Here is a 13,568-nt window from a genome sequence, read left to right as displayed (position 1 = left end):
GGAGTGACCTATGACCAAGCGCACCCGACTCGCCCTCGCCACCACGCTGGTGGCCGCTCTCGCCGTCGGCGTCACCGGCTGTTCGGACACGGAGAAGAGCAAGGGGGGCAAGGGCGGCTCCGGTGCCTCCAACCCCGCCGCGGCGACCAACGGCAAGATCCTCGGCGGCAACCCGGTCAAGGGCGGCACGCTCACCGTCCTGTCCAACCAGGACTTCGCGCACCTCGACCCGGCCCGCAACTGGGTGATGCCGACGATGGACTTCGGCACCCGGCTGCTCTACCGGACCCTGGTCACCTTCAAGGCCGGCCCCGGCAAGACCGGCAGCGAGCTGACCCCCGACCTCGCCACCGACCTCGGCCGCTCCTCCAACGGCGGCCGCACCTGGACCTTCACCCTCAAGCCCGGCCTGAAGTACGAGGACGGCTCGCCGATCAAGGCCCAGGACATCAAGTACAACGTCGAGCGCTCCTTCGCCCCCGACCTCACCGGCGGCCCCGACTACGCGGCCCAGTACCTGGCCGGCGGCGAGAACTACAAGGGCCCGCTCCAGGGCAAGCACCTCGACTCCGTGAAGACCCCGGACGACCGCACGATCGTCTTCGAACTCAAGCGCCCCGTCGCCGAGTTCTCGGCCACCGCCACCCTGCCGACCTTCTCCCCGGTCCCGCAGTCCCAGGAGAAGGGCACCCAGTACGACGCCCGCCCGTTCTCCTCCGGCCCGTACAAGATCGAGTCGTACGCCCGCGACAAGAAGCTCGTCCTGGTCCGCAACCCGCACTGGGACGCCTCGACCGACCCGGTCCGCAAGGCCTACCCGGACAAGTTCGTCGTCGTGATGGGCCTCAAGGGCGGCCAGATCGACGACCGGATCATCGCGAGCGCCGGCGCCGACGGCTCCACCGTCCAGTACGCCGACATGCGGCCCGAGAGCGCCCCCAAGGTGCTGCCGAAGGCCGACGTCAAGGCCCGGCTGCTCGCCGAGTCCCAGGGCTGCACCGAGATGCTCCACCTCAACAACTCCCGCGCCCCCTTCAACGACCCGAAGGTCCGCGAGGCCATGCAGTACGCGGTCGACAAGGAGGCCCTGATCACCGCCGGCGGCGGCCCCGCCCTCAACGACGTCGCCACCGCCTACCTGCCCCCGGCGCTGACCGGCGGCAAGCAGGCCGACACCCTGAAGATCCCCGCGGCCGGCGACCCCGAGAAGGCCAAGGAACTCCTCAAGGCGGCCGGCAAGACCAAGCTCAAGGTCTCCCTCGCCGTCTCCACCGGCGACAAGAACAAGGCCGAGGCGATCCAGCAGGGCCTGGCCCGCGTCGGCGTCGAGGTCGTCGTCGACACCGTCGACCCGGGCGCGTACTACGACGTGGTCGGCGACCTGTCGACCACCCCGGACATGAGCCTCACCGGCTGGTGCCCCGACTACCCGTCCGGCTCCACCTGGATCCCCTTCGTCTTCGACGGGCGCACCATCAAGGAGAAGGGCAACTCGGGCAACTACGCCCAGTTCCGCGACGACGCGACCATGAAGCGGATCGACGAGATCAACGCCATGGCCGACCCGGCGGCCGCCAACAAGGCCTGGATCGAGCTCGACGCGGCCATCATGGCCAAGTCCCCGTCCATCCCCGTCGTCCTGGAGCGCAAGCCGCTCCTCATCGGCACCAACATCGCGGGCGCCTACGGCCACCCGGTGTGGACCGGCAGCATCGACTACGGCACCGTCGGCCTCAAGGACCCCTCGAAGAGCCAGGGCTGAGGCGACGGCCGGACCTGAAACGACACACCGACCGGTCATGACCGCCACCGCAGCAGCCGGCACCACGCCGGCCGCGCCGGCCGTCCCGCCGGGCAGCAGCCCCTGGCAGCTCGCCCGGCGGGAACTCCGCCGCCGCCCCGCCGTCCGCATCAGCCTCTCCGTCGTCCTCCTCTTCGTCCTCATGGCCGTCGCCGCCCCCTGGCTGGGCGCGCTGGGCGGCTGGTCCCCCGACGAGTTCGACAAGACCGCCATCGACCCGTACCTCGGCGGCCAGCCGCTCGGGTCCTTCGGCGGGATCAGCCCCGAGCACTGGCTCGGAGTCGAACCCGTCACCGGCCGCGACCTGTTCGCCCGTGTGGTGCACGGCGCCCAGGTCTCCCTCCTGATCGCCTTCACCGCGACCGTCATCGTGGTCGCCGCCGGCACCGCGGCCGGCATCGCCGCCGGCTACTTCGGCGGCCGCACCGACGCGGTGCTCTCCCGCCTGATGGACCTGACCATGTCCTTCCCGTCGCTGATCTTCATGATCGCGATGCTGTCCGTGGCCAAGGACGTCAACCGCATCGTGCTCATCACCCTCGTCATCGGCGTCTTCGGCTGGCCCGGCGTCGCCCGCGTGGTCCGGGGCCAGACCCTCTCGCTCAAACACCGCGAGTACGTCGACGCCGCACGCGTCGGCGGAGCCGGCTCGTGGCGGATCCTCACCCGGGACATCCTGCCCGGCGTGATGGGCCCGGTCATCGCGTACACCACCCTGCTCATCCCCGGCATGATCAGCACCGAGGCCGCCCTCAGCTACCTCGGCGTGGGAGTCCGCCCGCCCACCCCGTCCTGGGGCCAGATGATCGCCGAGAGCGTCGCCTACTACGAGACCGACCCCATGTACTTCGTCATCCCGAGCGTCTTCCTCTTCCTCGCCGTGCTCGCCTTCACCCTGCTCGGCGACGCCCTGCGCGACATCCTCGACCCGAGGGGAAGCCGCTCGTGATCCTCTTCCTCGTCCGCCGCCTGGCCGGCGTGGCCGGAGTGCTCCTCGCCATCGCCGCCGTCACCTTCCTCATCTTCTACGTCCTGCCCTCCGACCCGGCGGCCGCCGCCTGCGGCAAGACCTGCAGCACCGAGCGGATCGCCGACGTGCGGGCCTACCTCGGCCTCGACCAGCCGATATGGCGGCAGTTCACCGACTTCCTCACCGGCATCTTCACCGGCCGCACCCTGGGCTCCGGCCAGTACGCCGTCCAGTGCGACTTCCCCTGCCTGGGCTACTCGTACGAGAACTCCCTGCCCGTCTGGGACCTGCTCATGGACCGGCTCCCGGTCTCCGCCTCGCTGGCCGTCGGCGCGGCCCTGCTCTGGCTGGTGCTGGGCCTGGGTGCCGGCGTCACCGCCGCCCTGCGCAAGGACTCCGTCACCGACAAGGCGCTGATGGTCGGCGCCGTCGCCGCGGCCTCCCTGCCGGTCTACTTCACCTCCGTGATGCTCATCTACGGAGTCATCCGCATCGCCGGCCTGCTGCCCTACCCCAGCTACCAGCCCTTCACCGAGAACCCGGTCGGCTGGGCCAGCAACCTGCTGCTGCCGTGGATCGCCCTCGCCCTCCTCTACGCGGCCATGTACGCGCGCCAGAGCCGCGGTTCGATGATCGAGGCGATGGCCGAGCCCTACATCCGCACCGCCCGGGCCAAGGGCATGCCGGAGCGCACCGTCGTCGTCAAGCACGGCCTGCGCTCCGGGATGACCCCCATCCTGACCATCTTCGGCATGGACCTCGGCGGCCTGCTGGCCGGCGCCGTCATCACCGAGTCGATCTTCGGGCTCCCCGGCATCGGACGCCTCTTCTACGGCGCGCTGGTCAATTCCGACCAGCCCGTGGTGCTCGGCGTCACCCTCCTGGCCGCCTTCTTCATCGTCGTCGCCAACCTCGCGGTCGACCTCCTGTACGCCGTCGTCGATCCCCGGGTGAGGTACTGATGGCCGCCGCGCCGCCCCTGCTCGAAGTACGCGACCTCCAGGTCACGTTCACCACCCCGCGCGGCCGCGTACGGGCCGTCGACTCGATCGGCTTCACCGTCGAGGCGGGCCGTACCCTCGGCATCGTCGGCGAGTCCGGCTCCGGCAAGTCCGTGACCTCGCTCGCCGTCATGGGACTGCACCGGGGCGCCGAGATCGGCGGCTCCATCGCCCTCGCCGGGCAGGAGCTCACCGGCCTGTCCGAGAAGGAGCTCTCCAAGCTGCGCGGGCGCCGGATGGCGATGATCTTCCAGGACCCGCTGTCCAGCCTGCACCCCTACTACACGGTCGGCGAACAGATCGCCGAGCACTTCCGGGTGCACTTCCGGGCCGGGCGGGCCGCCGCCCGCAAGCGTGCCGTCGACATGCTCGGCGAGGTCGGCATCCCCGAACCCGCCCGCCGGGCCGGGGAGTACCCGCACCAGTTCTCCGGCGGCATGCGCCAGCGGGCCATGATCGCCATGGCGCTGGCCTGCGAGCCCGACCTGCTGATCGCCGACGAACCCACCACCGCCCTCGACGTCACCGTCCAGGCCCAGATCCTCGACCTGATCGCCAAGCTCCAGCAGGAACGCGGCCTCGGCGTCGTGATGATCACCCACGACCTCGGGGTCGTCGCCCGCGTCGCCCACGAGGTGCTGGTCATGTACGGCGGCCGGGCCGCCGAACAGGCCTCCGTGGACGAGCTGTTCGCCGAGCCCGCGCACCCGTACACCAGCGGCCTGCTCGACTCCCTGCCCCGCCTCGACGACGCCGACGACGCGCCGCTGCGGGCCATCCCCGGCTCGCCGCCCTCCCTCCTCGCCCCCGCCCCCGGCTGCGCGTTCGCACCCCGCTGCGCCCGCTCCGCCGCGGCCGCCCCGGCCGAACGCGACCGCTGCACCACCGAGCGCCCCGCCTTCGTGCCGTACGGCGAAGGCGCCCGCATGACCGCCTGCCACCTCGCGGGCGCCGTCCAGGAGGCGGCCCGATGACCACCACCGAACCCCTGCCCGCCGTGACCGACGGGGCGGCCGACCCGCCCCTGCTGTCCGTGACCGACCTGACGATGACCTTCCCCGGTCGGCGCAGCGCCACCGGACGCCGAGGCGCCCCGATCCGGGCCGTCGACGGGGTCTCCTTCGACCTGTCGCCGGGGGAGACCCTCGGCCTGGTCGGCGAGTCCGGCTGCGGCAAGTCGACCACCGGCCGGATGCTCGTGCGGCTCCTGGAGCCGACCTCCGGCAGCATCTCCTTCGAGGGACGCGAGATCAGCCGGCTCTCACAGGGCCGGATGCGCCCGCTGCGCAAGCAGCTGCAGATGGTCTTCCAGGACCCGCACTCCTCGCTCAACCCCCGCCAGACCGTGGCCCGGATCATCTCCGACCCGCTGCTGGTCCAGGGCTGGAGCGCCGCCGACGCCCGGCGCCGCGCCGCCGAGCTGATGGAACTCGTCGGCCTCATCCCCGAGCACATCGACCGCTACCCGCACGAGTTCTCCGGCGGCCAGGCCCAGCGCATCGGCATCGCCCGCTCGCTGTCCACCAGCCCCCGCCTGGTCGTCGCCGACGAGCCGGTCTCCGCCCTCGACGTCTCCGTCCAGGCGCAGATCGTCAACCTGATGGAACGGCTGCGGCGCGAACTCGGCCTCGCCTACGTGTTCATCGCCCACGACCTGTCCGTCGTCAAGCGGGTCAGCGACCGGGTCGCGGTCATGTACCTCGGCCGGATCGTGGAGATCGGCGACAAGCACGCGCTGTACGGCAACCCGCAGCACCCGTACACCCGGGCGCTGCTGTCCGCCGTACCGCTGCCCGACCCGGCCGCCGAGCGGCGCCGGGAGCGCATCACCCTGCTCGGCGACCCGCCGAGCCCGGCCTCCCCGCCGCCCGGCTGCACCTTCCACCCCCGGTGCGCCAAGGCACAGGAGATCTGCCGGACCGAACGCCCGCTGCTGCGCATCGCCTCACCCGGCGAGACCCGCGAGGTGGCGTGTCACTTCCCGGGGGACTGACGGGGGACCACGGGAAGAAGGGCCCCGGAGACAACGGCGTCTCCGGGGCCCTTCCTTGTGTGCCTTCCCTGCGTCCCCTAGGGGAGGGTGCGGCGCAGGAAGTCGAGTTCCAGCGCCATCAGCTTCTCGTCCACGCCGCCCGGGGTCATGTGGGTCACCCCCGGCAGCGCCAGCAGCTGGTGCGGCCGGCCCGCGGCGGTGAGCGCCTGGGACAGCAGCAGGGTGTGCGAGGGGTGGACGTTGTCGTCGGCCAGCCCGTGCACCAGCATCAGCGGCCGGCTCAGCGCCGGCGCGTCACCGATCAGGCAGTCCCGCTCGTACACCTCCGGGTGCTCCTGCGGCAGGCCCAGGTAGCGCTCGGTGTACGCCGTGTCGTAGTGCCGGAAGTCGGTGGGCGCGGCGCCCGCGACGGCCGTGTGGAAGACGTCCGGGCGGCGCAGCACCGCCATCGCCGCCAGGTAGCCCCCGTACGACCAGCCGCGTACGGCCACCCGGCCCAGGTCCAGTTCCGGGTGCCGCTCGCCGAGTGCCAGGAGCGCGTCCACCTGGTCCGCGAGGGTCACCTCGGAGAACCCGCGGTACATCGCGTGGGCGAAGGCGGGGGAGACGAACGGGGTGCCGCGGTTGTCGGTGGTGACCACCGCGAAGCCCTGGTCGGCCCACCACTGGCGGTGCTGCCAGCGGCGCGGCTCGGCCGACACCGCCTGGTAGCCGGGGCCCCCGTACACGTCGAGGAGCACGGGCAGCCGCTCGCCGGGCCGGTGGCCGCGCGGCAGCACCAGCGCGGTGGGCAGCCCGCGTTCGGTGACGCGGGCCAGCCGGGGCTCCACCCGGTACGGCAGCGGCTCGGACAGGTCGCGCGGGGCGAACGCCCGGCCGTCCGCGGTGCGCACGGACCGCCGGACGCCGTCGGCGTCCGCGGTGGTGATCAGCAGCGCCCCGCCCTGGGCGAGCACCGCGTGCACGCCGGGCCCGTCGGCGACCGGCCGGACCTCCCCGGTGTCGGGGTCGACGAGGACGACCTGCTGCTCGGAGGGGTCCCGCAGGCCGGCCTCGACGAGCAGGGCGCCCGCGTGCACGCCCGCCACCCGGCGGACCTGGATCCCCTCGCCGGTGCGGACCTTGCCGTCGACGGCGAGTGCCCGGGCCGCGCCGCCCGGGGTGTCGGCGGACGTCAGCAGCCGGCCGTCGGGCAGCCGGGCGGGGGTGCCGGGCAGCGGGTCGACCCAGAGCGGGTGGAGGGTACGGGAGAGTTCGCGGGTCCGCCCGGTGGCCGGATCGGCGCTGAGCAGCAGGACGGTCTGTTGCAGCCGGTCCTGGACGGTCAGCAGGATCTCGTCGGCGGAGTCCCACTCGGCGTCCGAGACGTACGGGAAGGCCTCGGCGTCCCACTGGAGGCGGACCCGGCTCTGCCGCGCGCCGAAGACCCACAGCTGCACGTCGGCGTTGGGGCCGCCGGCCTGCGGGTACGCGAAGTCCTCGGGGGCCCGCTCGGGGTGCGCCGGGTCGGCGAACCACCGGCGGGGCAGGGCGGATTCGGCGACCCGGGCGGCGAGCAGGGCGGTGCCGTCGGGCGACCACCAGTGGCCGCGGGAGCGGCCGAGCTCCTCGGCGGCGGCGAACTCGGCCACGCCCCAGCGGGCCCCGTCGGCGGGGCTGACCCGGCCGCCGGGGGACACGTACAGGGCGTCGCCGGTCACGTAGGCGACCTTGGAGCCGTCGTGGCTGGGGCGCGGGTCGAAGGCGGGGCCCGCCACCGGCACTTCCACCGGCACGGCCGCGGGTGCCTCCGCGGGTGCCCGCGAGGCGGTGTCGGCGGGCGCGTCGGCCGTCACGTCGGAGCGCCCGTGGGCGCGGACCCGGAAGACGCGCCCGTACAGGGCGAAGACCGCGCTGAGGCCGTCGCCGGACAGCGCGAAGGAGCCGATGCCGGGGGCGGTGAGCCGGATCCGCTCGCGCAGCCGCCGCTCGACGGCCGGGAGTTCGCCGCCCGCGGGGGCGAGCAGCGCGGCGTCGGCGAGCAGCCGCTCGGTGCCGGCCGGGCCCGCGGGCCCGTCGGCGGTGTCGAGCACCCACAGGGAGTCCACCGGGTCGGCGGGCCCGGTGGAGCGCAGGAAGTACAGCAGCCGCCCCCGGTCGCCGAAGGCGGCGGCGCGCGGGGCCCCGTACGTGAACCGCCCGGTCCGGGCGGAGAGCTGAAGGAAGGAATCCATGAAGGCAGTGTGACATGTGAAATTACACACCGAAATCCCCCTCTCGACCCTTACGCCGTTCGAGTGGTGGATCACCAGGGCCGGGCTTAGCGTCGAAAGGGTGGACCGGAAAACCGTGCCGACCACCACCGGGACCGACGGCAAGGTCCGAGGAAGCGGGAACGGGCTCGCCCTGTTCGTCATCGCCTCCTGCCAGCTCATGATCGTCCTCGACATCACGATCGTGAACATCGCGCTGCCGCACATCCAGACAGCGCTGGGGTTCTCCACGACCAGCCTCTCCTGGGTGGTCAACGCCTACACGCTCACCTTCGGCGGGCTGCTGCTCCTCGGCGGCCGGACCGGCGACATCCTCGGCCGGCGCCGGGTGTTCATCTTCGGCGTCCTCCTCTTCGGCCTGGCCTCCCTGCTCGGCGGCCTCGCCCAGAACTCCGGCCAACTGCTCGCCGCGCGGGCCCTCCAGGGCGTGGGCGGCGCCATCGCCTCCCCGACCTCGCTCGCGCTGATCACCACGACCTTCACCGAAGGGCCCGCCCGCAACCGGGCGTTCGGCGTCTTCGCCGGCGTCTCGGCAGGCGGCGGCGCGATCGGCCTGCTCCTCGGCGGCATCCTCGTCGAATGGCTCGACTGGCGCTGGATCTTCTTCGTCAACGTGCCCATCGCGCTGCTCATCGCCTTCGCCGCACCGCGGGTGATCAAGGAGTCCGAACGGCACCCCGGACACTTCGACTTCACCGGCGCCGTGACCGCCACGGTGGGCATGGTGGCCCTGGTCTACGGGTTCATCCGCGCCGCACAGGAGGGCTGGCGGGACCCCCTCACGCTGGCCTCCTTCGGCGCCGCGGTGGTCCTTCTGACGCTGTACATCCTGATCGAGCGCCGCTCCGCGCAGCCGATCACCCCGCTGCACATGTTCGCGGACCGCAACCGGGCCGGCACCTACGGCATCATGCTCATGCTCGCCTGCGCGATCTTCGGCATGTTCTTCTTCCTGACCCTCTTCGTGCAGAACGTGCTGGACTTCAGCCCGCTGCAGGCCGGTCTGGCCTTCCTTCCGATCAGCGCGGTGATCGCGGTCGGCGCGGGCCTCACCTCGCAACTCCTGCCGAAGTTCGGCCCCAAGCCCTTCATGGTGATCGGCGCCCTGCTGTCGGCCGCGGGCCTGGCCTGGCTGACGCTGACCGACATCCAGTCCACGTACCTCGGCAGCATCCTCGGGCCGATGCTCGTCTTCGGCATGGGCATGGGCCTGCAGTTCGTGTCGCTCACGCTCATGGCCCTGTCCCGGGTGCCCGACCAGGAGTCCGGCGCCGCCTCCGGCCTGCTCAACGCCACCCAGCAGGTGGGCGGTTCGCTCGGTCTGTCGATCCTCGTGACGGTCTTCGGCACGGCCAGCAGCACCGAGGCCGGCAAGGTCGTGCCCGCCTTCCTGGCCCAGGCGAGCCCCGCCGAGCGGCTGCGCTTCAACCGCACGCAACAGCTGCCCGACCCCTGGGGCGACCAGGTGCTCACCTACGGCGTCACCCGGTCCTTCATCGCCGCGGCCATCTTCGCCGCCGTCGGCGCCCTCATCGCCCTGTTCGTCATCCAGGTACGCCCCGACGACCTCGAACGCCTCAAGGGCACCAACGCCCCGCCCGGGCTCTGACCCCGGCCGCCCGGCCGCCCGGCCGGGCGCGGCCCGGTCAGAGCGGGCGCAGCCGGCAGTTCAGCGGTGTCGCCGAGCTCAGCGTGATGCCGGCGGACACGGCCACGGAACCGGTGTCGGACTCGAAGGCGTAGGCCCGCAGCAGCATCGCCAGCGCGGTCACCGACTCCAGCATCGAGAAGTGCTGGCCGATGCAGGCCCGCGGCCCGCCGCCGAACGGGAACCACGCGTAACGCGGGCGCGCCGCCTCGGCCTCGGGGGTGAACCGGTCCGGGTCGAAGCGCTCGGGGTCGGGCCAGTAGCGCGGGTGCCGGTGCGTCACCCACGGGGCCACGATCACATCGGCCCCCGCGGGGATCACCCGGCCGCCGATCTCGGCCGCGGCCACCGCCCGGCGCCCTATCACCGGCGCCGCCGGGTAGAGCCGCATCGCCTCCTTCAGCACCTGTGTGAGGTACGGGAGTTTGTCCAGGTCGGCGGCCTCGGGGGTGCGGTCGCCCAGCACCTGGGAGATCTCGGCGCGGGCCCGGTCCTGCACCTCGGGGTGGCGGGCCAGCAGCCAGAGCGAGAACGCCAGCGAGGTGGCGGTGGTCTCGTGGCCGGCGAGCAGGAAGATCAGCACCTGGTCGCGGAGTTCGTCCGCGTCGAAGGCGGTGTCCTGCGCGCTGCGCGCGGCGGCCAGCAGGGTCAGCAGGTCCTCGCCCGCCCCGGACCCCGCCCCGTCACCGCCGCCGTTGTCCGTTTCCGTACCGGGGTCGTCGCCGTGGTCCTCCCCGTGCCGGACGCCCGCGCCGCCGCGCCCGGCGATGATCTGGTCGCAGACCCCGTACAGCTCGGAGATCGCGGCGGCCGCCCGCCGGTTGGCGGGGGTCGGCACCTGGCGGGGGAGTTTGAGGGGGGAGTAGCCGCGGCGCAGCGTGTACTCGGTGATGACGGGGAAGCAGCGGTCCACGACCGCGGCGGCGGCGTCGACGTCCGTGCCGAACAGGATCCGGGCGACGGTGCGCAGCGCCAGCCCCATCATCTCGGTGCCGACGTCCAGGGTGGTGGCCGGTCCGCCGGGCCCGCCCGTACGGCCGTGCCAGGTGCGCAGGAGGCTGTCGGTCTCGGTGGCGACCGCGGCGGCGTAGCCGTCCACCCGCCGCCGGGTGAACAACGGCTGCACCAGCCGCCGCTGCCGCAGGTAGTCCTCGTCCTGGCTGGTCAGCAGGCCGTTGCCGAGGGACTCGCGGATCTCCTGGTAGACCGAGCTGTCCTTGCGGAAGTTGGCCGCCTCGCCGGCCAGCACCTGCTGGGCACCCTCCGCGGAGAACACCGCGTAGAGCTCGGCGCGCAGGCCGGGCGGGCCGGCGGAGAGGCGTACCACGTCGCCGTGCTCGCGCTGGGCCCGCAGGAAGGTGCCCAGCGAGTCGTTGCGGAGGTCCAGCAACGATCCGAGCAGGGGAACCCCTGCGGGACCAGGGGGTCTTGCGTCCGCGCCTGCCATGCCGCTCCTCAAGTGATCGTCTTCATCGATGGTCACTGCGGGCAAGTGTGCGGCGCGGTGACCGCACGGGGGGCCCGATCCGGAAGGTCCGGCCGGAAAACGCCCGTGCGGCCCGCTCGGCCTCAGTGGCAGGTGGTGTAGCCCCGGCCGTTGGCGCGCCAGGAGCACGCGTCCTTCTTGACGCCGTTCGCGGCGGTCAGCGTCACCGAGCCGCCGCTGTTGTTGAACCAGAAGTTGTTGAGCTTCCGGTACACGTGCTTGGCGGTGTTGCCGCCCTGGCCGTTGTGCAGGCGCACGCTCTGGTAGGCGCCGAGCTTGAACGAGCCGAACTTGTACACGAAACCGGAAGCGGTCCGGACCGTGTAGCCGGTCAGCGTGACGGGCGTCCGGCTGTTGTTGTGCAGGTCCACGAACTCGGCGTTCAGCTTCGCGTTGGTGCGCGGCAGGTCCGGGCCCGGACCGTCGAACTGGAGCGCACCGAAGTGCAGCCCGCCCTGGTGAGTGGCGGCGGTGGCCTGCGGCGCGGCGAGCGCGACGGCGGCGAGCGCGGCGGCCGCGGCGAAAGTGGCGGTCTTCTTCATAAGGGGGTCCCCTCCCTGTAGTGCAACGGTGAATCACTTGGAGCGGCGCTCAAGATACACAAGACGATGATCCGTATTCCGGTATGTCGCGGAAATGAGACACCGGCACATGCGCACCCCCCGCCCAGAACGCGCAAAAGCCCCCGTCGGCGGGGCTGCCGACGGGGGCTTCGTACGTACGTGCGGGCCTAGATGTCGCGGAAGATCTCGATCTGGGCGCCCACCGAGTTGAGGCGCTCGGCGAGTTCCTCGTAGCCGCGGTTGATGACGTAGACGTTGCGCAGGACCGAGGTGCCCTCCGCCGCCATCATCGCGAGGAGGATGACGACCGCGGGGCGCAGGGCCGGCGGGCACATCATCTCGGCCGCGCGCCAGCGGGTCGGTCCCTCGACCAGGACGCGGTGCGGGTCCAGGAGCTGGAGGCGGCCGCCGAGCCGGTTGAGGTCGGTGAGGTAGATCGCGCGGTTGTCGTAGACCCAGTCGTGGATGAGGGTCTGGCCCTGGGCGACGGCCGCGATGGCCGCGAAGAAGGGCACGTTGTCGATGTTCAGCCCGGGGAACGGCATCGGGTGGATCTTGTCGATCGGGGCTTCGAGCTTCGACGGGCGGACCGTCAGGTCCACGAGCCGGGTGCGGCCGTTGTCCGCCGTGTACTCCGTCGAGCGGTCGTGGTCGAGGCCCATCTCCTCCAGCACCGCGAGCTCGATCTCCATGAACTCGATCGGCACCCGGCGGATGGTGAGCTCCGACTCCGTGACCACCGCGGCGGCCAGCAGGCTCATCGCCTCGACCGGGTCCTCGGAGGGGGAGTAGTCCACGTCGACGTCGATGGTGGGGACGCCGTGCACGGTCAGGGTCGTGGTGCCGATGCCGTCGACCCGGACGCCCAGCGCCTCCAGGAAGAAGCAGAGGTCCTGGACCATGTAGTTGGAGGAGGCGTTGCGGATGACCGTGACGCCGTCGTGCCGCGCGGCGGCCAGCAGCGCGTTCTCGGTCACGGTGTCCCCGCGCTCGGTCAGCACGATCGGCCGCTGCGGCGCCACCGCGGCCTCGACCACGGCGTGGTAGATGCCCTCGGTGGCCGTGATGTCCAGGCCGAACCGGCGCAGCGCGATCATGTGCGGCTCGATGGTGCGGGTGCCCAGGTCGCAGCCGCCCGCGTACGGCAGCTTGAACTGGTCCATGCGGTGCAGCAGCGGGCCGAGGAACATGATGATGCTGCGCGTCCGGCGGGCGGCCTCCTCGTCGATGGAGTCCATGTCCAGCCGGGCCGGCGGCACGATTTCGAGGTCGACGCCGTCGTTGATCCAGCGGGTGCGGACGCCGATGGAGCCCAGCACCTCCAGAAGGCGGTACACCTCCTCGATGCGCGCCACCCGGCGCAGCACCGTGCGGCCCTTGTTGAGGAGGGTGGCGCACAGCAGCGCGACGCAGGCGTTCTTGCTGGTCTTGACGTCGATGGCGCCGGAGAGCCGGCGGCCGCCGACCACCCGCAGGTGCATCGGGCCCGCGTAGCCCAGCGACACGATCTCGCTGTCGAGCGCTTCACCGATTCGGGCGATCATCTCAAGGCTGATGTTTTGATTGCCGCGCTCGATGCGGTTCACGGCGCTCTGGCTGGTTCCGAGCGCATCGGCAAGCTGACTCTGTGTCCAGCCACGGTGCTGCCGGGCGTCACGGATGAGCTTGCCGATGCGTACGAGGTAGTCGTCTGCCATGGGGGCACGGTATCTCAGATATGAGATGCGGCCGATTCGGGGCGCCCCAAAAGGGTGTTATCGCCCGTCAGGTCCGGATTCAAGCACTCCGGATTTGAGCTATCCCCCCGCGGGCTGCCCGGCTGACCGGCCGCCGGACTGTCGAGCGGTCGCCCGG

General features: G+C 72.0%; 10 protein-coding genes. 6 read left to right on the top strand and 4 right to left on the bottom strand.

Annotation, left to right across the window (positions count from 1 at the left end):
* The first annotated feature begins 10 nt into the window (after nt 1–10).
* From OG764_RS10055 to OG764_RS10035, 5 genes are read left to right on the top strand one after another with little or no spacing between them, the layout of a single operon-like run.
* On the top strand, nt 11–1,762 hold the full coding sequence (locus tag OG764_RS10055) for an ABC transporter substrate-binding protein (RefSeq protein ID WP_328968074.1): 1,752 nt from the start codon (nt 11–13) through the stop codon (nt 1,760–1,762).
* 37 nt (nt 1,763–1,799) lie between these two features.
* Nucleotides 1,800–2,750, top strand: a complete 951-nt coding sequence (locus OG764_RS10050; RefSeq protein ID WP_328968073.1) for an ABC transporter permease — start codon at nt 1,800–1,802, stop codon at nt 2,748–2,750.
* The gene (locus OG764_RS10045) at nt 2,747–3,733 is read left to right on the top strand and encodes an ABC transporter permease (protein ID WP_328968072.1); all 987 of its coding nucleotides are present in this window, start codon (nt 2,747–2,749) and stop codon (nt 3,731–3,733) included. The genes OG764_RS10050 and OG764_RS10045 overlap by 4 nt, the downstream gene beginning before the upstream one ends.
* A complete protein-coding gene (locus OG764_RS10040; RefSeq protein WP_328968071.1) occupies nt 3,733–4,746 on the top strand; it encodes an ABC transporter ATP-binding protein in 1,014 nt (337 codons plus the stop codon). The genes OG764_RS10045 and OG764_RS10040 overlap by 1 nt, the downstream gene beginning before the upstream one ends.
* Nucleotides 4,743–5,765 (top strand): ABC transporter ATP-binding protein, encoded by a 1,023-nt coding sequence (locus OG764_RS10035; protein WP_328968070.1) that lies wholly within the window; start codon nt 4,743–4,745, stop codon nt 5,763–5,765. The genes OG764_RS10040 and OG764_RS10035 overlap by 4 nt, the downstream gene beginning before the upstream one ends.
* A 77-nt stretch (nt 5,766–5,842) precedes the next feature.
* Here OG764_RS10035 and OG764_RS10030 read toward each other — a convergent pair whose 3' ends face one another.
* The gene (locus tag OG764_RS10030) at nt 5,843–7,978 is read right to left on the bottom strand and encodes a S9 family peptidase (RefSeq protein WP_328968069.1); all 2,136 of its coding nucleotides are present in this window, start codon (nt 7,976–7,978) and stop codon (nt 5,843–5,845) included.
* Between the two features lie 115 nt (nt 7,979–8,093).
* Between OG764_RS10030 and OG764_RS10025 the strand changes: the two genes are divergently transcribed.
* Complete coding sequence (locus OG764_RS10025) at nt 8,094–9,626, top strand: MFS transporter (RefSeq protein ID WP_328972931.1); 1,533 nt, start codon at nt 8,094–8,096, stop codon at nt 9,624–9,626.
* Between the two features lie 37 nt (nt 9,627–9,663).
* On the opposite strand, the gene OG764_RS10020 is transcribed toward OG764_RS10025, so the two are convergent.
* From OG764_RS10020 to OG764_RS10010, 3 genes are all read right to left on the bottom strand, one after another.
* A complete protein-coding gene (locus OG764_RS10020; RefSeq protein ID WP_328968068.1) occupies nt 9,664–11,112 on the bottom strand; it encodes a cytochrome P450 in 1,449 nt (482 codons plus the stop codon).
* A gap of 122 nt (nt 11,113–11,234) precedes the next feature.
* The gene (locus OG764_RS10015; protein ID WP_328968067.1) at nt 11,235–11,693 is read right to left on the bottom strand and encodes a lamin tail domain-containing protein; all 459 of its coding nucleotides are present in this window, start codon (nt 11,691–11,693) and stop codon (nt 11,235–11,237) included.
* A 188-nt stretch (nt 11,694–11,881) separates the two neighbouring features.
* Nucleotides 11,882–13,411 (bottom strand): helix-turn-helix domain-containing protein, encoded by a 1,530-nt coding sequence (locus OG764_RS10010; RefSeq protein ID WP_328968066.1) that lies wholly within the window; start codon nt 13,409–13,411, stop codon nt 11,882–11,884.
* Between the last annotated feature and the right edge of the window lie 157 nt (nt 13,412–13,568).

The organism is Streptomyces sp. NBC_00239 (assembly GCF_036194065.1).
GTDB lineage: Bacteria > Actinomycetota > Actinomycetes > Streptomycetales > Streptomycetaceae > Streptomyces.
Note: the sequence above shows the minus strand (reverse complement) of the source record. Positions and strands in the feature narration are given on the sequence as shown.